The 23,756-nt window shown below is 66.3% G+C and carries 26 protein-coding genes; 13 read left to right on the top strand and 13 right to left on the bottom strand.

What is annotated here, in order from left to right; all coding sequences use genetic code 11:
- Nucleotides 1-163: 163 nt before the first annotated feature.
- The 3 genes from AAG895_RS14690 to coq7 all read left to right on the top strand — a co-directional run bounded on the left by AAG895_RS14690 (nucleotide 164) and on the right by coq7 (nucleotide 1,979).
- Nucleotides 164-748, top strand: coding sequence for an RNA pyrophosphohydrolase (locus AAG895_RS14690; protein WP_345792741.1), 585 nt, complete (start codon nucleotides 164-166; stop codon nucleotides 746-748).
- 119 nt (nucleotides 749-867) lie between these two features.
- Nucleotides 868-1,359, top strand: coding sequence for a CNP1-like family protein (locus tag AAG895_RS14685; RefSeq protein WP_345792740.1), 492 nt, complete (start codon nucleotides 868-870; stop codon nucleotides 1,357-1,359).
- Nucleotides 1,359-1,979: a 2-polyprenyl-3-methyl-6-methoxy-1,4-benzoquinone monooxygenase gene (gene coq7, locus AAG895_RS14680; RefSeq protein ID WP_345792739.1), complete on the top strand. Its 621-nt coding sequence runs from the start codon at nucleotides 1,359-1,361 to the stop codon at nucleotides 1,977-1,979. The genes AAG895_RS14685 and coq7 overlap by 1 nt, the downstream gene beginning before the upstream one ends.
- Before the next feature lie 37 nt (nucleotides 1,980-2,016).
- Here coq7 and AAG895_RS14675 read toward each other — a convergent pair whose 3' ends face one another.
- Nucleotides 2,017-2,436, bottom strand: coding sequence for an OsmC family protein (locus AAG895_RS14675; RefSeq protein ID WP_345792738.1), 420 nt, complete (start codon nucleotides 2,434-2,436; stop codon nucleotides 2,017-2,019).
- Between the two features lie 642 nt (nucleotides 2,437-3,078).
- Between AAG895_RS14675 and rplM the strand changes: the two genes are divergently transcribed.
- The 4 genes from rplM to erpA all read left to right on the top strand — a co-directional run bounded on the left by rplM (nucleotide 3,079) and on the right by erpA (nucleotide 5,583).
- A complete protein-coding gene (gene rplM / locus AAG895_RS14670) occupies nucleotides 3,079-3,507 on the top strand; it encodes a 50S ribosomal protein L13 (protein ID WP_002924531.1) in 429 nt (142 codons plus the stop codon).
- Between the two features lie 12 nt (nucleotides 3,508-3,519).
- Entirely contained in the window at nucleotides 3,520-3,912 is a 393-nt protein-coding gene (gene rpsI / locus AAG895_RS14665; RefSeq protein ID WP_345792737.1) for a 30S ribosomal protein S9, read from the top strand.
- 191 nt (nucleotides 3,913-4,103) lie between these two features.
- Nucleotides 4,104-5,141 carry an N-acetyl-gamma-glutamyl-phosphate reductase gene (gene argC, locus AAG895_RS14660; RefSeq protein WP_345792736.1) on the top strand — a complete coding sequence of 346 codons (1,038 nt, stop codon included), beginning with the start codon at nucleotides 4,104-4,106 and terminating at the stop codon, nucleotides 5,139-5,141.
- A 91-nt stretch (nucleotides 5,142-5,232) separates the two neighbouring features.
- The gene (gene erpA, locus AAG895_RS14655) at nucleotides 5,233-5,583 is read left to right on the top strand and encodes an iron-sulfur cluster insertion protein ErpA (protein WP_345792735.1); all 351 of its coding nucleotides are present in this window, start codon (nucleotides 5,233-5,235) and stop codon (nucleotides 5,581-5,583) included.
- Between the two features lie 70 nt (nucleotides 5,584-5,653).
- Here the strand turns inward: erpA and AAG895_RS14650 are convergent, their stop codons facing one another.
- Nucleotides 5,654-6,979 carry a M23 family metallopeptidase gene (locus tag AAG895_RS14650; protein ID WP_345792734.1) on the bottom strand — a complete coding sequence of 442 codons (1,326 nt, stop codon included), beginning with the start codon at nucleotides 6,977-6,979 and terminating at the stop codon, nucleotides 5,654-5,656.
- Between the two features lie 88 nt (nucleotides 6,980-7,067).
- Between AAG895_RS14650 and tyrS the strand changes: the two genes are divergently transcribed.
- Both tyrS and murI read left to right on the top strand, forming a co-directional pair.
- The gene (tyrS, locus tag AAG895_RS14645) at nucleotides 7,068-8,267 is read left to right on the top strand and encodes a tyrosine--tRNA ligase (RefSeq protein WP_345792733.1); all 1,200 of its coding nucleotides are present in this window, start codon (nucleotides 7,068-7,070) and stop codon (nucleotides 8,265-8,267) included.
- A 31-nt stretch (nucleotides 8,268-8,298) separates the two neighbouring features.
- Nucleotides 8,299-9,111 (top strand): glutamate racemase, encoded by an 813-nt coding sequence (gene murI, locus AAG895_RS14640; protein WP_345792732.1) that lies wholly within the window; start codon nucleotides 8,299-8,301, stop codon nucleotides 9,109-9,111.
- A gap of 34 nt (nucleotides 9,112-9,145) precedes the next feature.
- On the opposite strand, the gene AAG895_RS14635 is transcribed toward murI, so the two are convergent.
- From AAG895_RS14635 to AAG895_RS14625, 3 genes are all read right to left on the bottom strand, one after another.
- A complete protein-coding gene (locus AAG895_RS14635; RefSeq protein WP_345792731.1) occupies nucleotides 9,146-10,000 on the bottom strand; it encodes a sulfurtransferase in 855 nt (284 codons plus the stop codon).
- Between the two features lie 27 nt (nucleotides 10,001-10,027).
- Nucleotides 10,028-10,396 carry an STAS/SEC14 domain-containing protein gene (locus tag AAG895_RS14630; protein ID WP_345792730.1) on the bottom strand — a complete coding sequence of 123 codons (369 nt, stop codon included), beginning with the start codon at nucleotides 10,394-10,396 and terminating at the stop codon, nucleotides 10,028-10,030.
- A gap of 94 nt (nucleotides 10,397-10,490) precedes the next feature.
- Nucleotides 10,491-11,333 (bottom strand): DMT family transporter, encoded by an 843-nt coding sequence (locus tag AAG895_RS14625; RefSeq protein WP_345792729.1) that lies wholly within the window; start codon nucleotides 11,331-11,333, stop codon nucleotides 10,491-10,493.
- Between the two features lie 124 nt (nucleotides 11,334-11,457).
- Here AAG895_RS14625 and glpK point away from each other — a divergent pair, with 124 nt between their 5' ends.
- Nucleotides 11,458-12,951 carry a glycerol kinase GlpK gene (gene glpK / locus AAG895_RS14620; RefSeq protein ID WP_345792728.1) on the top strand — a complete coding sequence of 498 codons (1,494 nt, stop codon included), beginning with the start codon at nucleotides 11,458-11,460 and terminating at the stop codon, nucleotides 12,949-12,951.
- Nucleotides 12,952-12,962: 11 nt separating this feature from the next.
- Nucleotides 12,963-14,579 carry a glycerol-3-phosphate dehydrogenase/oxidase gene (locus AAG895_RS14615; protein WP_345792727.1) on the top strand — a complete coding sequence of 539 codons (1,617 nt, stop codon included), beginning with the start codon at nucleotides 12,963-12,965 and terminating at the stop codon, nucleotides 14,577-14,579.
- Here the strand turns inward: AAG895_RS14615 and AAG895_RS14610 are convergent.
- Together AAG895_RS14610 and AAG895_RS14605 are read right to left on the bottom strand one after the other, a co-directional pair.
- On the bottom strand, nucleotides 14,531-15,847 hold the full coding sequence (locus tag AAG895_RS14610) for an ATP-binding protein (protein ID WP_345792726.1): 1,317 nt from the start codon (nucleotides 15,845-15,847) through the stop codon (nucleotides 14,531-14,533). The two genes, AAG895_RS14615 and AAG895_RS14610, sit on opposite strands and share 49 nt — an antisense overlap.
- Entirely contained in the window at nucleotides 15,844-16,611 is a 768-nt protein-coding gene (locus AAG895_RS14605) for a response regulator (RefSeq protein WP_345792725.1), read from the bottom strand. Before AAG895_RS14605 ends, AAG895_RS14610 begins: the two co-directional genes overlap by 4 nt.
- Before the next feature lie 195 nt (nucleotides 16,612-16,806).
- Between AAG895_RS14605 and AAG895_RS14600 the strand changes: the two genes are divergently transcribed.
- Complete coding sequence (locus AAG895_RS14600) at nucleotides 16,807-17,364, top strand: Spy/CpxP family protein refolding chaperone (RefSeq protein WP_345792724.1); 558 nt, start codon at nucleotides 16,807-16,809, stop codon at nucleotides 17,362-17,364.
- Between the two features lie 106 nt (nucleotides 17,365-17,470).
- Here AAG895_RS14600 and aceA read toward each other — a convergent pair whose 3' ends face one another.
- The 4 genes from aceA to clpS form a co-directional block, all read right to left on the bottom strand.
- Complete coding sequence (gene aceA, locus AAG895_RS14595; protein ID WP_345792723.1) at nucleotides 17,471-18,784, bottom strand: isocitrate lyase; 1,314 nt, start codon at nucleotides 18,782-18,784, stop codon at nucleotides 17,471-17,473.
- A gap of 359 nt (nucleotides 18,785-19,143) precedes the next feature.
- Nucleotides 19,144-19,623 carry a ribonuclease E activity regulator RraA gene (gene rraA, locus AAG895_RS14590; RefSeq protein ID WP_345792722.1) on the bottom strand — a complete coding sequence of 160 codons (480 nt, stop codon included), beginning with the start codon at nucleotides 19,621-19,623 and terminating at the stop codon, nucleotides 19,144-19,146.
- Nucleotides 19,624-19,927: 304 nt separating this feature from the next.
- Entirely contained in the window at nucleotides 19,928-22,201 is a 2,274-nt protein-coding gene (gene clpA, locus AAG895_RS14585; protein WP_345792721.1) for an ATP-dependent Clp protease ATP-binding subunit ClpA, read from the bottom strand.
- Entirely contained in the window at nucleotides 22,202-22,510 is a 309-nt protein-coding gene (clpS, locus tag AAG895_RS14580) for an ATP-dependent Clp protease adapter ClpS (protein WP_345792720.1), read from the bottom strand. It abuts the gene before it with no gap.
- 390 nt (nucleotides 22,511-22,900) lie between these two features.
- Between clpS and AAG895_RS14575 the strand changes: the two genes are divergently transcribed.
- Nucleotides 22,901-23,104, top strand: coding sequence for a cold-shock protein (locus AAG895_RS14575; protein ID WP_002924494.1), 204 nt, complete (start codon nucleotides 22,901-22,903; stop codon nucleotides 23,102-23,104).
- Between the two features lie 145 nt (nucleotides 23,105-23,249).
- Here AAG895_RS14575 and rpmG read toward each other — a convergent pair whose 3' ends face one another.
- Complete coding sequence (gene rpmG, locus AAG895_RS14570) at nucleotides 23,250-23,417, bottom strand: 50S ribosomal protein L33 (protein ID WP_004258834.1); 168 nt, start codon at nucleotides 23,415-23,417, stop codon at nucleotides 23,250-23,252.
- A gap of 25 nt (nucleotides 23,418-23,442) precedes the next feature.
- On the bottom strand, nucleotides 23,443-23,679 hold the full coding sequence (gene rpmB, locus AAG895_RS14565; protein ID WP_004358811.1) for a 50S ribosomal protein L28: 237 nt from the start codon (nucleotides 23,677-23,679) through the stop codon (nucleotides 23,443-23,445).
- Nucleotides 23,680-23,756: the final 77 nt, after the last annotated feature.

Here is a 23,756-nt window from a genome sequence, read left to right as displayed (position 1 = left end):
AGTGACGAAAGGAACGTGGGCAAGCCCGCGATTCTAGCGCATGGCATCGGGGCGCGACGTTCTCTGCTGCCGCAGCTTAGCGGATGCACGCAGATGGTGCGCTTTCAAAGCATGCGCAAGTGTGAAAAAATCGCGACCAATCAACCGAATCTGAAGGTTACTCATGCTGGATCGTGAAGGCTTTCGCCCGAACGTCGGCATCATTCTGGTCAATGCGCGCAATGAGGTGTTCTGGGGCAAGCGCATCCGCGAACATTCCTGGCAGTTTCCCCAAGGTGGCATCAAGCACGGCGAATCGCCCGAGCAGGCCATGTACCGGGAGCTTTTCGAGGAAGTCGGGCTGCGCCCGGAGCACGTCAAGATCCTGGGCCGCACGCGCGGCTGGCTGCGCTACGAGGTGCCCAAGCACTGGATACGGCGCGAGTGGCGCAACACCTATCGCGGGCAGAAACAGATCTGGTTTCTGTTGCGCCTGGTGGGGCGGGACTCGGACGTCTGTCTGCGCGCGAGCACGCATCCGGAATTCGATGCCTGGCGCTGGAGCAATTATTGGGTGCCGCTCGATGCGGTGATCGAGTTCAAGCGCCAAGTGTACCAGCTTGCCCTGATCGAGCTCGCGCGCATCCTGTTCCGCTCGCGCAGCTTCGAGCTGCCCGAGAGTTATCGCCTCCCCGAGCCCGACGCCGGATTGGCGCCGGAGCCGGTGAGGGTGGTGATCGGGCAGCGTCCTGAACGGGGTACCGCATGAGCACCGCATGCAACCGGCCGTCCGAGTGGCCTGCGGCGGGTGCTGCCATCACGGTGAATATCGCGCGGAGAGCTGCGAACTTGAACTCGAGTCTGAATCGTTGCCTGCGCGGGGGGGTCATGGCGCTCGCCGTCGCTTCCAGCGCCGCACAGGCGGGTCTGCTCGTCGATGCCGACCCCGACTGGAAGGAGGGCGAGGTGTCGATGCCGCAGGCGCCGCAGCCCGACGGCCTGCGTGCGTTCGATGTCGGCTCGCCGTCCCCGAACGGCTTCTTCGTCGATGAGGCGAGCATCAGCGTCGGAGAGGATCGCGTCGTGCGCTACACGCTCGTGGTGCGTACGCCCGGTGGCGCGGAGAACGTGACCTTCGAGGGCATTCGCTGCGCGACCGGGGAGCGGCGGATCTACGCGAGCGGACGCAAGGACGGCAGCTGGGTGCCGATGAAGAACAGCGACTGGCAGCCTATCAGCGACAATACCTACAACCGGCCGCGCGCCGCGCTGGCTTACGACTACTTCTGCGACGGCCCGGCCGCTCCCCGCGATCGGGCTCACGCGCTGCGCTTGCTGCAGCAGCGGCGCGACCCGACTCGACCCTTCGGAGAACGATAATGCTCGACCAGGCCATCATCGAGTTCGACAAGGCGATGCGTACGGTCTTCGCGCCGGCCCGCAGCGTGCGGCCGGTTCCGGGCGAGGATGTCGCGGATGTCGAGATGAGCGCGACCGAGCGCGATCATGCGGCGGCGCTGATGCGTGTCAATCACGTCGGCGAGGTGTGCGCGCAGGCTCTGTATCAGGGGCAGTCGATCATGTCCCGCGACCCCGCGATCCGCGACACTCTTCGCCAGGCCTCGCAGGAGGAGACCGAGCACCTTGCGTGGACGGAGCGCCGCATCGCCGAGCTGGGCGGGCGGAAAAGTCTGCTCAATCCGCTCTGGTACGGCGGTGCGCTCGCGATCGGGCTGCTCGCCGGGCGATTCGGAGACCGCTGGAATCTGGGCTTCCTCGCCGAAACCGAACGCCAGGTCGAGCATCACCTGAAGGGCCACCTCGACACCCTGCCCGCCGCCGACCAGCGCTCGCGTGCGATCGTCGAGCAGATGAAGGTCGATGAGGCCGACCACGCCGAGACCGCCGTGCGTCTCGGCGCCCACGCGTTGCCGGCGCCGGCGAAGGCGGTGATGAAGCTGGCTGCTCGCGTCATGACCACGGTGTCGTACCGGCTCTGAGCGAAGCCTGCCCGCCCGGGGGAGGCTGCGCTGCGGCTCAGTCGGCGTCGATGAGCTCGACCTCATGGATCATCTCGGCTGTCTTGCCGAGCATGATCGAAGCGGAGCAGTACTTTTCTGCGGACAGGTGAACGGCGCGCTCGACCGTCTCGCGCTTGAGGTTGCGACCGCTCACGGTATAGACGAAACGGATGCGGGTGAACACCTTGGGGTCGGCGTCGGCGCGCTCTGCCTCCAGACGTACGCTGCAGCCGCGGACGTCGTGGCGTCCCCGCTTGAGAATCAGCACGACGTCGAAGGCGGTGCAGCCGCCTGCGCCCGCCAGCAGCAACTCCATCGGCCGCGGCGCGAGGTTGCGCCCGCCCGCCTCGGGTGCACCGTCCATCGCGACGATGTGTCCGGTGCCGGTCTCGGCGATGAAGCTCATGCCATCGAGCCACTTGATCGTGCATTCCATTCGCGTCTGCTCCCGGGGCGCGCCCCATGATGATGTTGATCGGACGAATCGCCGATTTTACCGCAGCGCGACATCGGCGCGCGGCCGGTCGGCGACGCGCGTGTGACGTCCGCGGGGCTGGGTGCTTGCTCAGGGTTCCCGGAGAGGGCGGTGCCATACCGAGGAGACAATACGGGCCCGTAGTGATGCAATGCACAAAATCAATGACTCACGCATTTTGTGGAGGCCTGCCGGCGGCGGCGCGGTAGCTTGATTCTGGCGAAAAATTGAGTTGAATCAAAAAGCTGCTGTTTGATAAAGCGAGCTGATGAAAAAATCAAAACTTTCATTCTGCGCCGCACAAATATCTGTTGCAGCGGGTCCGGGGTCACTGCATAATTCGTCCCAGTCGGATCGCTGACGCGTCGGCTCGGTCGTTAGGCCAGCATACATATCGCGCCGATCCAAATGGTGTCTCCTCCACCCTCCTCCTTTGGTGTGGATTCAACGCAGTCCGAAAAGGACTGCGTTTTTTTTGCCTTTAGCGCTTGATCAAGCGTGATCGCGATCCAGAGATTGACATGCTTGGGTTGTTGGTCTTAGGATTGCGAGCTTTCCGTTTGACGGCCATCTCCAACGGCCCGACAAAGATCGAGGATTCACATGAAGACGTTTTCCGCCAAGCCGCACGAAGTCAAGCGCGACTGGTTCGTTGTCGACGGCACGGACAAGGTGCTTGGCCGTCTCGCCGCCGAAGTCGCCCGCCGTCTGCGTGGCAAGCACAAGGCCATCTACACGCCGCACGTTGATACCGGCGACTTCATTGTCGTCGTGAACGTCGACAAGCTGCGCGTGACCGGCAACAAGGCGCAGGACAAGAAGTACTACCGTCACTCGGGCTACCCGGGCGGTATCTACGAAACCAACTTCACCAAGCTCCAGCAGCGCTTCCCCGAGCGCGTGCTCGAGAAGGCGGTGAAGGGCATGCTGCCGAAGGGCCCGCTGGGCTACGCCATGCTGAAGAAGCTGAAGTGCTACGCGGGTCCGTCGCATCCGCACACCGCTCAGCAGCCGCAAGTTCTCGAGATCTGAAGGAGCCGATAGATGGCTGTCACTTACAACTACGGTACCGGTCGCCGCAAGACTGCGGTCGCGCGCGTGTTCATCAAGCCGGGCACCGGCAACATCGTCGTCAACGGCAAGCCCGTGGACGAGTTCTTCTCCCGCGAGACCGGCCGCATGATCGTGCGTCAGCCGCTGGTTCTGACCGGTAACGAAGGCAAGTTCGACATCATGGTCAACGTGACCGGTGGTGGCGAGTCCGGGCAGGCGGGCGCCGTGCGTCACGGCATCACCCGTGCGCTGGTCGACTACAACGCCGAGCTCAAGGGCGAGCTGCGTGCCGCGGGCTTCGTGACCCGCGATGCCCGCGAGGTCGAGCGCAAGAAGGTCGGTCTGCGCAAGGCGCGTCGCGCGAAGCAGTTCTCGAAGCGCTGATCGCCGTTTGCTGCCGGATCTGCAGGAGCCGCCCCTTGGGGCGGCTTTTGTGCTTTGGGAGCTTGATTGACCCTGATTCATTCAGGGGTTTGGCGCGGAGGTGCTCGCACGCAGCCAGGTCGCATGCACTGCGTCGTATGGCTGACGGTGCGATAATCCGGACCTGACGTCTTTCGTTGCGAGGAGCAAGCATGATCAAGGTTGGAGTCGTAGGCGGTACCGGATACACCGGCGTCGAGCTGCTGCGCCTGCTGGCGCGGCACCCGGGGGTCGAACTCACGGCGATCACCTCGCGCGGCGAGGCAGGGATGGCCGTGTCCGACATGTTTCCCAGTCTGCGTCGGCGGGTGAATCTCAAGTTCGTCACGCCGCAGGATGCCGCCTTGGAGAAATGCGACGCAGTCTTTTTCGCGACGCCCAACGGCATCGCCATGAAGCAGGCTGCCGAACTGGTCGCGGCCGGCGTGCGCGTGATCGACTTGGCCGCCGATTTCCGCATCCGCGATGTCGCCGAGTGGCAGAAGTGGTACGGCATGGACCACGCTGCACCCGAACTCGTCGCCGAGGCGGTCTATGGCCTGCCCGAGGTCAATCGCGAGCAGATCCGTTCGGCCCGCGTGCTGGCCAACCCGGGGTGCTATCCGACCGCAGTGCAGCTCGGCTTCCTGCCCTTGATCGAAGCCGGGCTGATCGACACGGCTCAGCTGATCGCGGACGCCAAGTCGGGCGTCTCCGGTGCGGGGCGCAAGGCCGAGGTGCATACGTTGCTCCCCGAGGCGGCCGATACGTTCAAGGCCTACGGCGTGCCGGGGCATCGTCATCTGCCCGAGATTCGGCAGGGGCTCTCCCTGGCCGCAGGCGCGCCGGTCGGGCTGACCTTCGTGCCGCATCTGACGCCGATGATCCGCGGCATCCATGCCACGCTATATGGCCGCCTCAGGCCCGGAGTGGATGCGTCCGACCTGCAGGGAGTATTCGAGCGGCGCTATCAAGGGGAGGCGTTCGTGGATGTGATGCCGGCCGGCAGCCATCCGGAGACGCGCTCGGTGCGTGCCTCGAACCTGTGCCGCATTGCGGTGCATCGACCGCAGGGCGGGGACATCGTGGTCGTGCTGTCGGTCATCGACAATCTCGTCAAAGGCGCGGCCGGGCAGGCGGTGCAGAACCTCAACATCATGTTCGGCATGGACGAAGAAGCCGGGCTGGACATCGTTCCGGTCAGCCCCTGACGGGAACTTGCAACACGGACGACGATCCGATTTTGACGGTGGAGCCGCGGGCGGCGCATCATCCGCGGTACGCCCCTACAGAGGAGAAAACATGAGCGCAGAAGTCGAAACCCCCGAAATCATGGTCTTTACCGACAGCGCTGCGAACAAGGTTCGCGAGCTGATCGAAGAGGAAGGCAATCCTGAGCTCAAGCTGCGCGTCTTCGTGTCGGGCGGCGGGTGTTCGGGCTTCCAGTACGGCTTCACTTTCGACGAGGAAGTGAACGAGGACGACACCACCTTCGAGAAGAACGGCGTGATGCTGCTGGTCGACCCGATGAGCTACCAGTACCTGGTGGGCGCGGAGATCGACTACACCGAAGGCCTCGAGGGTTCGCAGTTCGTGATCCGCAATCCGAACGCGACCAGCACCTGCGGTTGCGGTTCGTCGTTCTCGGCCTGAGTCCTGCGCGGCCGGAAATGAAAACGGGGCGCTCCGGCGCCCCGTTTTATCTTCGTGCTCCGCCTGCAGATCAACGGGCGCTGGCGAGCTCGTAGTTGAGGAGCGCGAAGCGCTGGCGCAGGTGTGCGGTATCGCGCTTGAAGGCGGCGAGCTGCTTGTCGTTGAAGGAGTCGGCCATCGGCAGGGCGACCGTCATCGGGTCGGCGGGCACATCCTTGATGCGAACTTCGTAGTGCAGGTGGGGGCCGGTGCACCAGCCGGTGCAGCCCACATAGCCGATCACGTCGCCCTGGCTGACCGTCTGACCTTTGCTCAGGCCCTTCGCGAAGCCGTTGAGGTGGGCGTAGTGGGTGGTGATGTTGTTGCGATGTTTCAGCACGATCAGGTTGCCGAAACCGCGCTGGCTGCCGATGAAATCGATCGTGGCGTCCGAGCTTGCCATGATCGGCGTGCCGACCGGCGCGGCAAAGTCGGTGCCGTTGTGGTTGCGCCAGCTGCCATGGATCGGGTGCAGGCGGCGGCCGAAGTTCGAGCTTACGCGGCTGAATGCCAGCGGCGAGCGCAGGAAGCCCTGCTGCAGGCTGCGGCCGTCGTCGCTGTAGTACTGTTCCTTGCCGCTCGGTCCGCGGTAGAGCACGACCGCATGGCGCTCGCCGTTGTTGATGAACTCCGCGGCCAGGATGCGGCCGGCACGCACCGGGTTGCCCTCTTCATATACCGCCTCATAGACGACATTGAAGCGGTCGCCCTTGCGCAGGTCGGTGTGGAAGTCGATCCAGGTACCGAAGATGGTGGCGAGCTGGGTGGCGACGCTGTCGGGCAGGCCGGCATCGTCGGTGGCGCCGAACAGCGAGTGGGTGATGGTGCCCGAGCGCATCTCGACCATCCTGGTCTGGGTCGCGCTCGGCGATTCGCGCAGTGCGAGGCCGGTGTCGCCGCGTTCGATGACGACCTGCTCGGACGTGTTGCCCAGCGGCAGGCTGAACGACAGCACCTGGCCGCTGGGTGAGACCACTGCAGTGACCGAGCGACCGGCGCGCAACTGGCGGATCGCCTGCTTGCCGGCATCCGATGAGGACAGGAAGGCGAGGGCCTCGGCGTCGTCGATGCGCAGGCGGTTGAAGATCGCCTGCAGGTTGTCGCCGGCCTGGATGCGTTCATTGTGAACGAAGGGCAGGTCGCTGCCCGCGGTCGCGTCGATCGCCGCCGGCGCGGGCAGGGTTTCGACCACGCGCTCGAACAGGATGTCGGCGGGCGCGCTGCCCGGGGCGACGGCGGTTGCGGCGACCACGCCCATCAAGGACACGCCGGCGACGCCAGCGGTGATCCAGGTTCGGGGGCGGGAGAGGAGATGGGCCGGCAGATCGGCTAGAATTCGGGTTTTTCTGGCCTTCATGAGCTCGGTGGCTGGAATGCGGGAAAAAAGTTGCGGAAGTGTAGCAAAGGAAGTCCCTTGTTCGGGAAGGTATTTTTGGAGAAATTGAATGACTGATGTCCAGGCGGCGATCGACCTGATCAAGCGCGGCACGGATGCCGTGCTGATCGAGGCCGAACTGGTCGACAAGCTCAAGCGTGGCCGCCCCCTGCGGGTGAAGGCCGGCTTCGATCCGACTGCGCCCGACCTCCATCTCGGCCACACGGTGCTGATCAACAAGATGCGTCACTTCCAGGAACTCGGGCATCAGGTCCAGTTCCTGATCGGTGACTTCACCGGCATGATCGGCGACCCCAGCGGCAAGAACAGCACGCGCCCGCCCTTGTCGCGCGAGCAGATCCTGGAGAACGCGAAGACCTATCAGGACCAGGTATTCAAGATCCTCGACCCCGACAGGACCGAGATCTGCTTCAACTCGGCGTGGATGAACGATCTCGGCGCCGCTGGCATGATCCGTCTGGCCGCGCAGCAGACGGTGGCGCGCATGCTCGAGCGCGACGACTTCGCCAAGCGCTACGGCAGCAACCAACCGATCGCGATCCACGAGTTCCTCTACCCGCTGTGCCAGGGCTACGACTCGGTGGCGATGAAGTCCGACGTCGAGCTCGGCGGTACCGACCAGCGCTTCAACCTGCTGATGGGGCGCGAACTGCAGAAGCACTATGGCCAGGAGCCGCAGTGCGTGGTGATGGTGCCGCTGCTCGAGGGGCTCGACGGCGTCAACAAGATGTCGAAGTCGCTCGGCAACTACATCGGCATCGCCGAGCCGGCGAAGGAGATCTTCGGCAAGACCATGTCGGTGTCCGACACGCTGATGTGGCGCTACTACGAGCTGCTGTCCTTCCGCTCCAGTGCCGAGATTGCGCAGCTGCGTGCCGACGTCGAAGGCGGGCGCAATCCGCGCGACGTCAAGGTGATGCTGGCGCAGGAGTTCGTCGCCCGCTTCCACGGCGAGCGCGCTGCCGAAGAGGCACTCGCCGACTTCGAGGCCCGTTTCCAGCGCAATGCGATCCCCGACGACATCGCGCAGGTCAAGGTGAACGTCGGCGCCGACGGGTTGCCGCTGTTCCAGGTGCTCAAGCAGGCCGGCCTCACCGGCACGACCTCGGAGGCGATGCGGATGGTGGAGCAGGGCGGCGTGCGCATCAACGGCGAACGCGCCGAGGACAAGGGCCTGACCTTGCGCGCCGGCGAGACCGTCGTACTGCAGGTGGGCAAGCGCAAGTTCGCCTCGGTGGTGTTGCTTTGACCCTTTCCAGATCCTGCGGGAGAGGCGTGCAATGAGCGCGGCCGCTGCGTCGCGCCCGATCGGCGTCTTCGACTCCGGCGTCGGCGGGCTCACCGTGGTGCGCGCGCTGATGGAACGTCTGCCGCTGGAGAGCATCGTCTATTTTGGCGATACCGCGCGCGTGCCCTACGGCGTCAAGTCGGTCGCCACCATCGAGCATTTCACCGCGCAGATCACCGAGTTCCTGCTGCAGCGCGAGGTCAAGATGCTGATCATCGCCTGCAACACCATGGCGGCCGTGGCGGCCGAGGTGGTGCACCGGCTGGCCGCCGGCATTCCGGTGCTCGACGTGATCGAGGCCGGGGCGCGCGCCGCGGTGGCGGCCTCGTCGGGACGGCGGATCGGCGTGATCGGCACGCCGACGACGATCAACAGCAATGCCTATGCTCGCCGCATGCACGAACTCGATGCTGCGGTGCGGGTGTATTCCCAGGCCTGCCCGCTGTTCGTGCCGCTGGTCGAGGAGGGTTGGCTGGACCACCAGGTCACCCGGCTCACTGCGCAGGAGTACCTGCGACCGGTGCTCGCGGAGGAGGTCGACAGCCTTGTGCTGGGCTGTACCCACTACCCCTTGCTCAAGCCGCTGTTGCGCGACGTGGCCGGGCCGCGGGTACGGCTGATCGATTCGGCGTTGACGACGGCCGAACTGGCCGCCGAGCGGCTGCAGCAGGGGGGACTCGCGCGCACGGAAGGCGGCGTGGCGGATTACCGCTTCGTCGTGAGCGACGTGCCGCTGCGTTTCCAGACCATCGGCGAACGCTTTCTCGGTCGCTCACTCGGTCCGGTGGAGAAGGTCGACTGGTAAGCTGAGGGGGGCCTCGGCGCGGGGCGAGGCGGCCTCAGACGGGCCCGCGTGCCACCGGCCGTGCCGGATCGGCGCACCATTCGCTCCACGAGCCGCCATAGAGTCGCGATCCGGACAGCCCGGCCGCCTCCATCGCAAGCAGGTTGACGCAGGCGGTGACCCCGGAACCGCACTGATGCACCACCTGGCGCGGTGAATGCGCGCCCAGCAGGGCGGCGAACTCCTCGCGCAGCACCGAGGCTTGCTTGAAGCAGCCGCGCGCGTCGAGGTTGTCGCGAAAGAAGCGGTTGATCGCACCCGGGATATGGCCGCCGACCGGGTCGAGCACCTCGTTTTCGCCGCGGAAGCGATCGGGGCTGCGGGCATCGATGAGCACCATGTCTGGCTGGCCGAGGTGCTGGAGCACGTAGGCGGCCTCGACGTGGTCGGCGCGCAGGGCGAGGGTGTAGCTGCTCTGGCGCGGCGTCGGCGCCTCGTCGGTCAATGCCTGGCCCGCTGTCAGCCAGGCCTGAAGGCCGCCATCGAGTACGGCGACCCGGTGGTGCCCGAACCAGCGCAGCAACCACCAAAGCCGTGCGGCGAACATGCCGCCGGCGTCGTCGTAGGCCACGACCTGGGTGTGATTGCCCACGCCGCAAGCCTCGAGACGCGACACGAGCCGTGCGGGATCGGGCAGCGGGTGGCGGCCGTTGCGTCCCGACTTGGTGCCGGAGAGATCGCCGTCCAGGTCGACGAAGAACGCCCCGGGCAGATGGCCGCGCGCATACGCGCGGCTGCCGAAGGCGGGATCCGCGAGATCGAAGCGGCAGTCGAACACGACCCAGTCCGGATCGCGCAGCCGTTGGGCGAGTTCCACCGCGCCGATCAGGGTTGAATAGGATGCGCTCATGGGGACGCGTTTACGGCAGGCCTGCGCTCACTGCGCGGCTTCGGTGGCCTCGTCTGCCTCCAGCCAGGCGCGCGCCTCGTCCTCGTCGGCGAACACCCTGACTTCGGCATTGACGAAAAGCTGCGACACCCAGGCGCTCCAGGTCAGCCACTGATCCTCGGTGAGCACGGCGATGCGGCGGAAGTCACTCGCGTGCTGGCGCGAAAACTTGATCTCTTCCCAGGCCACGTCGAGTGTGAATCCCACCATCTGGCGCAGATCGAGGAGCAGGTCGAGCTGGCCGCCGAAATGGATGTGGTAATTGACCACCTCCTCGAACTCCTTGTAGTCAGCCAGGGTGAACTCGCCGAATACGGCAATGGCAACCATCCTGTCCGTGTTCTCGGTGCTGATCATGACTGCCTCCATGGGGTGGGCGCGGATGCCACCACTATAGTCCTGACGCCCGCCGGGCTCAATTGCACGCGACCGTGCCGTGGCCGGTGAGGCTTCAGGCGGCTTTGCGCGTACTCAGCGAGACCAGGATCGCGCCGGCGACGATGAGCGCAATCGCCAGCCATGCGCTCGGTGGCATGAGCTCGTCCCACAACAGCACGCCGAAAAGGCTCGCGAACACCACGGTGGCGTAGCTCAGGTTGGCCGACACGACGGTGCGCCCGTAGCGGTAGGAACGCGTCATGGCGAGCTGTGCCAGCCCGCCGAAGAGGCCGACGCCGAGCAGGGTTGCGAACTGCGCGGCATCGGGGCGGTGCAGTTCGCCCGCCAGCGTCCAGGCCAGACCGATGACCGTGGTCATCAGCGAAAACCAGAATACCGTGCGCACCTCGGGCTCTCCGGCGCGGCCGAGCTCGCGCAGGCTGATGTAGGCGAGGCTGGCGAGCGCGCCCGAGCCCAGGCCGGAGACTGCGCCGAGCCACTGCTCGGGGTGCAGGGCAGGGCGCAGCAGAACGACCACGCCGGCAAAGCCCATCATCACCGCCCCCGAGGCGAGCCAGTTCAGGCGCTCGCCGAAGAACAGCGCCAGCAAGAGGGCGACGAAGAGTGGCGAGGTGTAGTTGAGCGTGACCGCGGTGGCGAGCGGCAGCGTGCCGATTGCGAAGAAATAGCACCCCAGGGCGGTCGACCCGGACAGGCTGCGAGAGACGTGCATGCGCCAGTGTGGCGTGCGCAGCGCAATGCCCTGGGTGAGCGCGAGCGCGGCCATCATCGCCATGCTCACGACGCCGCGCCCGAGGACGATCTCCCCGGTGGAGAACGTGCTCGACGCCAGCTTCACGCACACCCCCATGCAGGCGAACAGGAAGCAGGAGGCGATCATCCAGAGGGCGGGCATGGTGTTTGTTGCGATGCAGCGAAAGGCTGTCATTGAACCACAACAGGCCGTATCGGGGGTGGCAGTGCGCAGCCGCTGGCGCTAGGCTGATGTCACTGCGGTCAGCCCCCTGTTCGGAGTCGCCATGGCCTATCTGCTCGCCCTCGACCAGGGCACCACCAGCTCGCGCGCCATCGTGTTCGATGCCGATGGGCGCGTCCGCGGGCTCGCCCAGCAGGCTTTCGCCCAGCACTTTCCGGCGTCCGACCGGGTCGAGCACGACCCCCAGGACATCCTGCGCACCCAGTTCGATTGCGCACGCGAGGCGCTCGCCAACGCCGGCGTGGCGGCGCGTGAGGTTGCGGCGATCGGCGTCGCCAACCAGCGCGAGACCACCGTGCTCTGGGAGCGTGCGAGCGGGCGCGCACTCGCCCCCGCGATCGTCTGGCAGGACCGACGTACCGCGCCCGAGTGCGCGCGTCTGCGCGCAGCGGGCTGGGCCGAGAGTGTGCGTGCGCGCACCGGGCTGGAGCTCGACCCGTACTTTTCCGCCACCAAGCTCGCCTGGCTGCTCGATCACGTCCCGGATGCGCGCGCCCGTGCCGAGCGCGGCGAGCTTGCCTTCGGCACCATCGACAGCTGGCTGATCTGGCACCTCAGCGGCGGCCGGCTGCATGTGACCGATCCGGGCAACGCCGCCCGTACTTCGCTCTTCAACCTCCATACCCTGGCGTGGGACCCCGCGCTGCTCGAGCTTTTCCGCATCCCGTCCGCACTGCTGCCGCAGGTCGTGGCGAGCAGCGGGGTGTGTGGCGAGACGGATCCCGCGCTGTTCGGTGCGGCGATCCCGATCGCGGGCATCGGGGGCGACCAGCAGGCGGCGGCCTTCGGTCAGGCCTGCCTCTCCCCGGGGATGGCGAAGAACACCTACGGCACCGGCTGCTTCCTGCTCATGAACACCGGCCATGCGGCGGTGGCCTCGACGAACCGTCTGCTGACCACGCTGGGGTGGTCCGGCGTGGAGGGGGCGTCCACCTATGCCCTCGAGGGCAGCGTGTTCATGGGCGGTGCGGTGGTGCAGTGGCTGCGCGACGGCCTCGGCCTGGTCAAGCGCGCGTCCGAGATCGAGGCGCTCGCGGCGAGCGTGCCCGACAGCGGTGGGGTGACGCTGGTGCCGGCCTTTACCGGGCTCGGTGCGCCCTACTGGGACCCGCACGCGCGCGGTACCCTGCTCGGCCTGTCGCGCGGCAGCGGGGCCGCGCACATCGCGCGCGCAGCACTGGAGGCGATCGCGATGCAGAGCGTCGATCTCGTGGAGGCGATGGCGCGCGACGGCGCCGCGCCGCTTGCCGAGCTGCGTGTCGACGGTGGGGCCGCAGCCAACGATCTGCTGATGCAGATGCAGGCCGACCTGCTCGGCGTGCCCGTACTGCGCCCGCGCCAGCTCGAGACCACCGCCTTCGGTGCGGCGTGTCTGGCGGCGCTCGGCTGCGGACTATGGACGCGGCCGCAGGAGATCGCCACCCACTGGCAGCTCGATTGCCGCTTCGAGCCGAACTGGGCGCCGGAGCGACGGGACGAAGCGCGCGCGCAGTGGGCACGAGCCGTCGAGCGCGCGCGGGCCTGGGTGCGCGACTGAGCGCCCCGCAGGTGATCGATTCCACCGTGGCCTGTGCGCATCCGCATGCCCGCAGCCGCCTGCTGGGGCGCCTCGCCGACATGCGGCAGGTCGACCTGGTCGTGGTCGGGGGCGGGGCCACCGGCCTGGGCTGCGCCCTGGACGCCGCAGCGCGCGGCCATTCGGTGCTGCTCGTCGAAGCCCGCGACTTTGCCGCCGGCACCAGTTCGCGATCGACCAAGCTGATCCATGGCGGCGTGCGCTACCTTGCGCAGGGCCGCATCGGCCTGGTGCGCGAGGCCTTGCGCGAGCGCGGGCGTCTGCTGCGCAACGCGCCTGCGCTGGTGCATCCGCTGCGCTTCGTGGTCCCTGCGCGCAATGTTGCCGAGCGGCTCATGCTGCGGGTCGGGCTCGGCGCCTACGAGGCGCTCGCGGGCGCGGATGGGCTCGGGGGGTGCAGGTTGCTCGATGCCGCCGCTCTGCAGGGGGCGCTGCCGGGGCTGCGCGATGACGGCGTGGACGGCCGGGGGCTGGGCGGCGGCGTGGCCTTCCAGGATGCCCAGTTCGACGATGCCGGGCTGGCACTCGCGCTCGCGCGTACCGCAAGTGCCCATGGCGCGTTGCTGATCAACCACTGCATGGCGCGCGAGCTGGTGCTGGAGGCCGGCAGGCTGTGCGGCGTGGTGCTGTGCGAAGCCGAGAGCGGACGCACGTACCAGGTCGGTGCGCGCGCGGTGATCAACGCCACCGGGGTGTGGGGCGATGCGCTGCGCCGGCGTGCCGACCCTGCCGCGCGCGCGCTGCTGCGTCCAAGCCAGGGCGTGCATCTGGTGGTCGACGCCGACTGCCTGCCGGGGGGCGATGCACTGCTGGTGCCGCACACCCCGGATGGCCGCGTGCTGTTCATGATCCCGTGGTGCGGGAAGGTGCTGATCGGCACCACCGATACCCCGCGCGCGGACATGCCTGCGGAGCCCGAGCCGCTCGCGGGCGAGGTGGACGCCTTGCTCGCGGCCGCGGCGCGCTGGTTGCGTCGTCCGCCGACACGCGAGGGGGTGCGCAGCGTCTTCGTCGGCTTGCGGCCCCTGCTTGGGGAGGGCGAGGGCGCGCGGGAGGGCGGTGCCACCAGCCGGCTCTCGCGCGAGCATCGGGTCGAGGTGTCGCCGCAAGGCCTCGTGAGCGTGCTCGGCGGCAAATGGACGACCTATCGCGCGATGGCCGAGGAGGCAGTCGATGCAGCCGAGGCGGTCGGTGGGCTCGCGCGGCGGCACTCACCGACCGCGACACTGGCGCTCGATTGTGGCGTGCGCAGCGGGGAGGGGCGCGACGGGGAGAAGGGCGAGAGCCAGCTGCCGGGTTCGCCGACCGGACTGCCGCCGGGCTTGCTCCCCACTGCCGCAGCGGTGCGGCGCGCGCTGCTCGAGGACTTCGCCCTCACCATCGAGGACGTACTTGCGCGCCGCAGCCGGGCACTGTTTCTCGATGCCGAGGCCGCTGCGAGGGTGGCGCCGGCGGTCGCCGCCATCCTGGCCGAGGAGCTCGGCTGGCGCGCGCAGCGGCGAGAAGCGGAGCTCGCCGCCTTCCTCGATCTCGCCGGCCGCTACCGTGCACGTAGCCGCACCACCGCCTCCAGCCCGCCCTCGGGGTGATTGCGTAGCGCGACCTCGCCGCCCTGCGCGTGCAGCAGGTTGCGGGTGATCGCCAGGCCCAGCCCGGTGCCGCCGGTTTCGCGGTTGCGCGAGGCCTCCGTCCGGTAGAAGGGCTCGAACACCTTCTCGAGCTCGTCCTCCGCCAGACCCGGGCCGTGATCGCGGATGCGGATCTCGCACGCCTCGTCCGTGCAGGCGAGCGCGATGTCGACCGCGCTGCCGAACTTCACGCCGTTCTCGACGAGGTTCCAAAGGGCTCGGCGCAGGGCTGACGGACTGCCATTGATGCGCCCTCGCGCGTCCTCCGGTACGCGCACCGCCCACCCCATGTCGCGCGCGTCTTCGCCGAGCGCGTGCAGCAGCGGGCCGAGCTCGATCGGCTGCGGCGGGCTACGCTCGTCCAGGCTGCGCGCGTAGGCCAGCCCCTCCTTCACCAGTCCCTGCATGGCGTCGAGGTCGGACTGGATGCGCCCGCGCAGACCCTCGTCCTCCACCTGTTCGGCGCGCAGGCGCAGGCGGGTGATCGGGGTCTGAAGGTCGTGAGAGATCGCCGCCAGGATGCGGGTACGCTCGGCGACGTGCTCGGCGATGCGCTGCTGCATCTGGTTGAAGGCGATGGCGGCCCGGGCCACCTCGGTGGGGCCGCGGATATCAATGGGGGGGCGCGTCGGATCCTCGCCGAGGGCGCGTGCTGCGTCGGCCATGCGCGACAGCGGCCGGGTGGCGATACGCACCGCGATCCAGGTGAGCAGTCCGACGCCGAGCGCGAGCGCGGCGAGCGCGGCCAGAAAGGGCCCTGGCCGATGCAGCATGATCGCGGGCGCCGGCGGGATCCCGGGCAGGCGCACCTGCAGCGGCGTGCCATCGGCGAGCGTAAGCACGATCAGCAGGCCGGGGTGGGGGCGGTCGTCGCGCGGATGCATGTAGAGGGCCGTTGGGCGCTGCGGCATTGCCGCGCGCAATGCCGCCTGCAGGGGATGCTCGTCGCCGAGCGGGCGCAGGTGTTCGCGCGGCGGGCGCAGGGCGAGGCGCAGCCGGCGGCGGCCGATGTCGTCGATCCAGCGCTCGCGCTCCGGTGGCGACATGTTGTCGAGCAGGTCGGCGACGCTGGCGATCTCTTGTGCCACGCCCTCGAACAGCGCGCTGCGGCCGATGCGCTCGCGCTCGCCGAGGAACAGCGCCAGGCTCACCGCCAGCACGAGCGCCATGCCGATCAGCCAGATCAGCATCAGGCGGGCGAACAGGCTGCGCGGCAGGGGAAGCTTCATCGCGGTGCGCTTCCGTCCGGTGTGACCACGCTGACCTCGGCGGCAAGCACGTAGCCTTCGTTGCGCACGGTCTTGATGATCGTCGACTCGCGCGCATTGTCGCCGAGGCGCTGGCGCAGCCGGCTCACCAGCAGGTCGATCGAGCGGTCGAAAACGTCGGCTTCGCGGCCCTGGGTGAGCTCCATCAGCTGATCGCGCGACAGCACCTTCTGCGGGTGCGACAGAAACACGCTCAGCATGCGGTACTCGGCGCCGGAGAGCGCGACTACGCTGCCGTCCTCGGCGACCAGGTGGCGATTGACGGTGTCGAGGCGCCAACGGGCGAAGTGCAGCTCGCGTGCGTTTGCCGGCGGCGCCGCCTCCAGGTTGGGTGGCAGCGCGCGCGTGCGGCGCAGCACCGCGCGGATGCGGGCGAAGAGTTCGCGCGGGACGAATGGCTTGGCTAGGTAGTCGTCCGCGCCCATCTCGAGGCCGATGATGCGGTCCATGTCCTCGCCGCGCGCGGTCAGCATCAGGATCGGCGTGTTCGCGTGGCCGCTGCCGCTCGCGCGCAGGTTGCGGCACAGGGTGAGGCCATCCTCGCCCGGCATCATGACGTCGAGCACGATGAGGTCGATGCGGAACTGCTCGAGGGCGGCCTTCATCTCGCGGCCGTCGGCGGCGGTGGTGCAACGCAGGCCCTGCTTCTCGAGGTAGTCGGCGAGCAACTGGCGGATGTCGCGGTCGTCGTCGACGATCAGGATGTGGTCGGAAGAGTGGTTCATGCGTGCTTCTCCATGGCCGGCATCTTACGGCTCACCCGGGGGGTGTTTGTATCCCAGCGTATCAATCGCCGCTGCGGAGACACGAGGCTGCAAATCGGGCCGTTGCAGACAAAGCCGGCTTACATCCCGGTGCTGTAATGGCTCCGTCGCCCGAACGGACGGGCAGGCAAAGTGCCAACCGACAGGAGAATCATCATGAAGAACTGGATCAAGACCTCGATCGCTGCCGCCCTCATCACCACCGGTGCCATCGGCAGCACGGCCGCACTGGCCTGGGGCGGGCATTGCGATGGCCCGCGCGGCGGCAAGGCCGGCTGGTCGCAGATGGAACCCGAGCGCATGAAGGCGAAGATGGCCGAGCGCGCCGAACTGCACCTGGCCCGGCTGGAGCTGGCGCTCGCGCTGGCCCCCGAGCAGAAGCCCGCCTTCGAAGCCTTCAAGGCCGACATGAAGGCTCGCGCTGAGCGCATGGCGGCCACCATGGCCGAACGCCGCGCCGCGGATGCGCCGAAGACCGCGATCGAGCGCATGCAGCGCATGGAGGAGATGAGCAAGCTGCGCCAGGTCGAGCTGGCCGACGCCCGCAAGTCGGTAGAGGCCTTCTATGGCACGTTGAGCGATGCGCAGAAGACCGTGTTCGATGCCGAGTTCCAGAAAATGGGGCCGCGCGGCGGCAAGGGCGAACGCGGCATGCGCGGTGGCATGGGTGACGGCCCGCGCGACGGCAGCGGCATGGGACCGGGTCGCGGCTGAGCGACGCGCATCGAGGTGCTCCCCGCGGCCACACGCGGTGAACGAAAAAAGGCCATCCCGCAGGATGGCCTTTCGTATCCTCCCCTGTTACCGGGGAAGCAGCCTCTTAGTGGAACTGCTCTTCTTCGGTCGAGCCGGTCAGCGCCTTGACCGAGGACGAGCCGCCCTGGATCACGGTGGTGACGTCGTCGAAGTAGCCGGCGCCCACTTCCTGCTGGTGCGACACGAAGGTGTAGCCCTGCTCGCGTGCGGCGAATTCAGGTTCCTGCACCATTTCGGTGTAGTGCTTCATGCCTTCGCCACGAGCATAGGCATGGGCGAACTTGAAGGTGTTGAACCAGTTGATGTGGATGCCGGCCAGGGTGATGAACTGGTACTTGTAGCCCAGCGCCGACAGCTCGTCCTGGAACTTGGCGATGGTCGCGTCGTCCAGGTTCTTCTTCCAGTTGAAGGACGGCGAGCAGTTGTACGACAGCAGCTTGCCCGGGCAGGCGGCATGCACGGCCTGGGCGAACTCGCGGGCGAAGCCCAGGTCGGGCGTGCCGGTCTCGCACCACACCAGGTCGGCGTAGGGCGCGTAGGCGACGCCGCGGCTGATGGCCTGCTCGAGGCCGTTCTTGACGCGGTAGAAGCCTTCCTGGGTGCGCTCACCGGTGAGGAAGGGCTTGTCGTTGGCGTCGTGGTCGGAGGTGATCAGGTTGGCGGCTTCGGCGTCGGTGCGGGCCAGGATGATGGTCGGCACGCCCATGACGTCGGCAGCAAAGCGGGCGGCGATCAGCTTCTCGCAGGCTTCCTGGGTCGGCACCAGGACCTTGCCACCCATGTGGCCGCACTTCTTCACGGCAGCCAACTGGTCTTCGAAGTGCACACCGGCGGCACCGGCGGCGATCATGTTCTTCATCAGTTCAAAGGCGTTGAGCACGCCACCGAAACCGGCCTCGGCGTCAGCGACGATCGGCAGGAAGTAGTCGACGAATTCCTTGTCGCCCGGGTTGATGCCGCGCGACCACTGGATCTCGTCGGCGCGCTTGAAGGTGTTGTTGATGCGGCGGACCATGGTCGGGACCGAGTCGTAGGCGTACAGCGACTGGTCGGGGTACATGGTCTCGGAGGTGTTGCCGTCGGCGGCGACCTGCCAGCCCGACAGATACACGGCCTCGAGGCCGGCCTTGGCCTGCTGCATCGCCTGACCGGCGGTGATCGCGCCGAAGGCGTTCACGTAGCCCTTCTTGGCGGCGCCATTGACGCGCTCCCACAGCAGCTTCGCGCCGCGCTGGGCAAGGGTGTACTCGGGCTGCAGGCTGCCACGCAGGCGGACGACGTCAGCGGCGGAGTAGCCGCGCTTGATGCCTTTCCAACGGGGGTTCTCGGCCCAGTCTTTTTCCAGAGCGGCGATTTGCTGTTCGCGGGTCATGGTCATGATGCGTCCTTATCAGTACAGAAGGGGTCAACCATCGCGGCGGGTTCAGGCACCGGTCGCGGTGTTCCGGCTGCAGCGGTTTCGAGGGAGAAAAACGCTGCAGATGGGAAGAGAGTATAGGAGGCATTCCGCGCAGCAGCAATATGTCTTATATAAGACATAAGAAAAAATCTTTATGTTTTAAAACAATGCCTTGCGCTTTTTGTTTTGTAGTGTGAAATGAAAGTGAGTCCCATGAAACGGACTTCGCCCTCCCGCCTGTTGCATTGCGATCGATTTCCGCTCGAGCGGCGTGGGGCCTTGCATGTCCTATTGCAAGCCCTCATCCATGGGCGTGGGGGGCGATTGACGTATGCCCGTCAGAGCAGGGGCGTGGCGCTCACCACGACGCCGTCCTCGTCGGCATAGACGTGGTGGCCGGGGTGAAAGGTGACGCCGCCGAAGGTGATCGGGATGTCGACCTCGCCGGTGTTGCGCTTGACGGTCTTCTTGGGGTGGGTGCCGAGGGCGAACACACCCAGGTCCATCTCGCCGATCGCCCTCGAGTCGCGGATGCAGCCATAGACGATGATGCCAGCCCAGCCGTTCTTCACTGCGAGCTCGGCGAGCTGGTCGCCGACGAGCGCGCACCGCATCGACGCGCCGCCGTCGATGACGAGCACCCGGCCGTTGCCCGGGCTTTCGACGGCCTTGCGGACGAAGGAATTGTCTTCGAAGATCTTGAGTGTCGACATCGGTCCGCCGAAGGCCGGGCGGCCGCCGTAGCTGGCAAACATGGGGGCGACGACGAGGAGCTTGTCTTCGTGGGCGTCGCAGAGGTCGGCGGTCTGGATGTTCATGCTGGCTCCTCGAAAGAAAGGGGGGGGCGGTGCGTCGGGTGGCCGACGAGGGAGCGCGCATGATAAACGACCGCGCTGCGAGCGCGGCGGTGTGGGCGCGGCCGGTGGGGGAGTGGCTGGTGTGGGAGCGGCCGGTGTGGGAGCGGGCTTGCCCGCGAACGAGGCGTCGACGAGGCGCCTCTGCGCGGGCGAGCCCGCCCCCACGGCAAATTCTGCGAACGCGTCACCGTAATGAAAAACGGCATGTTCCCCCTGGGTACATGCCGTTTCCCGTATGCGCCGGGCTTGCCCCGGCGAAGAGCGTTCAGGCCGCGGCCGTTTCCGTCTCCTCGAACACCAGCTTCACCTTGTCGTCCTCGTCGAGGTCGATGGTCACCTTGCCACCATTGACCAGGCGCCCGAACAGGAGCTCGTCGGCGAGCGCGGCGCGGATCGTGTCCTGAATCAGCCGTGCCATCGGACGCGCACCCATCAGCGGATCGAAGCCCTTCTCCGCCAGCCAGGCCTTGAGTTCGTCGCTGAAGTGGGCTTCCACCTTCTTCTCGTGCAGTTGCGCCTCGAGCTGCATCAGGAACTTGTCGACCACGCGCAGGATGATCTCGTTGTCGAGCGCCTTGAACGAGATCATCGCGTCGAGCCGGTTGCGGAACTCCGGCGTGAACAGGCGCTTGATGTCGGCCATCTCGTCGCCTGCCTCGCGCTTGGCGGAGAAGCCGATCACCGCCTTCTGCATCGACTCGGCGCCGGCGTTGGTGGTCATGATGATGATCACGTTGCGGAAGTCCGCCTGGCGACCGTTGTTGTCGGTCAGTGTGCCGTGGTCCATGACCTGCAGCAGGATGTTGTAGATGTCCGGATGCGCCTTCTCGATCTCGTCGAGCAGCAGCACGCAGTGCGGCTTCTTGGTGATCTGCTCGGTGAGCAGGCCGCCTTGGTCGAAGCCGACGTAGCCCGGCGGCGCGCCGATCAGGCGGCTGACGGCGTGGCGCTCCATGTACTCGGACATGTCGAAGCGCACCAGTTCGATGCCCAGCGTGTAGGCGAGCTGGCGCGCGACCTCGGTCTTGCCGACGCCGGTGGGGCCGGAGAACAGGAAGGAGCCGATCGGCTTCTGCGGGTTGCCGAGGCCGGAGCGCGACATCTTGATCGCCTTGGCGAGGGCCTCGATCGCGGCGTTCTGGCCGAAGACGACGTTCTTGAGGTCGCGCTCGAGCGTCTTGAGGGCGGCCTTGTCGTCGTTGGACACGGTGCGCGGCGGGATGCGGGCGATCTTGGCGACGATCTCCTCGATCTCGTTCTTGCCGATGGTCTTCTTCTGCTTCGACTTCGGCAGGATGCGCTGGGCGGCGCCGGCCTCGTCGATGACGTCGATCGCCTTGTCGGGCAGGTGGCGGTCATTGATGTACTTGGCCGACAGCTCCGCGGCGCTGGAGAGCGCAGAGTTGCTGTACTTGATGCCGTGGTGCTCCTCGAAGCGGCTCTTGAGCCCCTTGAGGATCTCGACCGTCTCGGCCACCGAAGGCTCGATCACGTCGATCTTCTGGAAGCGACGCGAGAGCGCATGGTCCTTCTCGAAGATCTGGCGGAACTCGTTGTAGGTGGTCGCGCCAATGCACTTGAGCTGTCCGGAAGACAGCGCCGGCTTGAGAAGATTCGACGCATCGAGCGTGCCCCCCGACGCCGCGCCGGCGCCGATCAGGGTGTGGATCTCGTCGATGAAGAGGATCGCGTTCGGGTTCTCGATCAGCTGCTTGAGCACCGCCTTCAGGCGTTGCTCGAAATCACCCCTGTACTTGGTGCCCGCGAGCAGGGCGCCCATGTCGAGCGCGAACACCTGGGCGTTCTCGAGGATCTCGGGCACGCGCCCTTCGACGATCCGGCGCGCGAGGCCTTCTGCGATCGCGGTCTTGCCGACGCCGGCCTCACCGACCAGCAGCGGATTGTTCTTGCGCCGCCGGCACAGGGTCTGGATCACACGCTCGACTTCCTTCTCGCGTCCGATCAGCGGATCGATCTTCCCCACCAGCGCCTGCTGGTTGAGATTCTGGGTGTAGTTCTCGAGCGCGCCGCCGGCAGACTTCTCTTCCTGCTCCTGCTCGCCCTGTTCCGACTCGCCGCGACCCTGCGGCTGGGCGCCCTGTGGCGGCGTCTTGGCGATGCCGTGGGAGATGAAGTTCACCACGTCCAGACGGGAGATGTTCTGTTTCTGGAGGAAATACACCGCGTGCGAGTCCTTCTCGCCGAAGATCGCCACCAGTACGTTCGCGCCGGTGACCTCCTTCTTGCCCGAGGACTGCACGTGCAGAATCGCACGCTGGATGACGCGCTGGAAACCGAGCGTCGGCTGCGTGTCGATCTCGTCCGTGCCTTCGATGCGCGGCGTGTGCTCGTTGATGAAGTTGGTCAACTCGCGACGCAATTCGTCGATGTTGGCGGCGCAGGCCTTGAGGACCTGGGCTGCGGACGGATTGTCCAGCAGGGCAAGCAGAAGGTGTTCCACGGTGATGAACTCGTGGCGCTTCTGACGTGCCTCTACGAAAGCCATGTGCAGGCTGACTTCAAGCTCTTGCGCGATCATTCAATTTTCCTCCATCACGCATGCCAGCGGATGTTGATGCTGACGAGCAAACGAGGTGACCTGCTCAACCTTGGTCGTGGCGATGTCCCTGGGAAAGACGCCGCATACCCCCATGCCCTCTCTGTGGACTTGGAGCATGACTCGCGTGGCACGTTCGCGATCCATGCCGAAATATTTCTGCAGGACGACGATGACGAAATCCATCGGCGTGTAATCGTCGTTAAGCAGCAGGACCTTGTACAGAGGTGGCGGACGAGTCCGTGTCCGCTTTGCTTCCAGAACGAGATCATCTTGTTTTCGGGTGCCCATAAATCCATTCTAACGATGCCGAAGCAGAGTGCAACACGCCTCGGGTCACACCTTCGTGGCGGTTCCATGCGGGGGGTGTGCTGTGGCGTCCGGCGCACAGACCGATCCGCTTTCGTGCGCTGCGTCAAAGAAGGTGTGCCGCACAAGATATGGAGTTCATTCAGAAACTCCCTTGTTGCGGCCATTCAGGCTGTTGCGCTGCGCCAAAAATGGGCGCGGAAAGACCGTTGACGCTGCATGGGCGAATGCGTAAAAGCTAGGACACGCGCCGGCTGGAGCTTGGTCCCGAGCAGTTTGCCGTTGGGTCGTCTGGTCCCCGTCAGCGCCGACACCGACCGTTCCGGTCATGCCGGGATGGCGTAACACGCAACCTTGAAGGATCCAAGCAATATGGCAACTGGTACCGTGAAGTGGTTCAACGATTCCAAGGGTTTCGGTTTCATCACGCCCGATGATGGAAGCGAGGACCTGTTCGCACATTTCTCCGCCATCAACATGAGCGGTTTCAAGAGCCTCAAAGAAGGCGAGAAAGTGTCCTTCGAGGTGACCCAGGGTCCCAAGGGCAAGCAGGCGTCGAACATCCAGCGCGCGTGATCCCGTAACGCTTGTAGTCGCATCCGCTGTCGCTCGCCGGTGGTGGATGAAAAGCGGAAGGGCCATCGGAAAATCCGATGGCCCTTCGTGTTTTCTGGAGCAGCTTCGTTTCGGCCGAGACGCGCGGAGCGTCTGCCGAGACGGATTACTTCAGCTTCACTTCCTTGTACGGGACGTGCTTGCGCGCGACCGGGTCGTACTTGTTGAACTCGAGTTTCTCAGGCGTGGTGCGCTTGTTCTTCGAGGTGGTGTAGAAGTGACCGGTACCTGCGGTCGACTCCAGCTTGATCTTTTCGCGGATGCCCTTGGCCATGGCGTTCTCCGTTCAGTTCGGTTGCTTACAGCTTCTCGCCGCGGGCGCGAAGCTCGGCAAGGACGACGTCGATGCCTTTCTTGTCGATCGTGCGCAGACCCGCGTTGGAAACGCGCAGGCGAATCCAGCGGTTCTCGCCTTCGCTCCAGAAGCGGCGGCTCTGCAGGTTGGGCAGGAAACGACGCTTGGTCTTGTTGTTTGCGTGGGAAACGTTATTTCCCACCATCGGTGCTTTACCGGTCACTTGGCAGACGCGAGCCATACGATGCTCCAGGGAATTCGGATTTCGGAAAACGTGCGAGGATAATGCAAGGGCAGCGGTCAAGGCAAGCCCCGCGC

Origin of the sequence: Thauera sp. JM12B12, from assembly GCF_039614725.1 — a bacterium.
In the GTDB taxonomy this organism is placed as follows: Bacteria; Pseudomonadota; Gammaproteobacteria; order Burkholderiales; family Rhodocyclaceae; genus Thauera.
The sequence above is the reverse complement of the archived record's forward strand: the minus strand, read 5'-3'. Positions and strand labels throughout refer to the sequence as shown.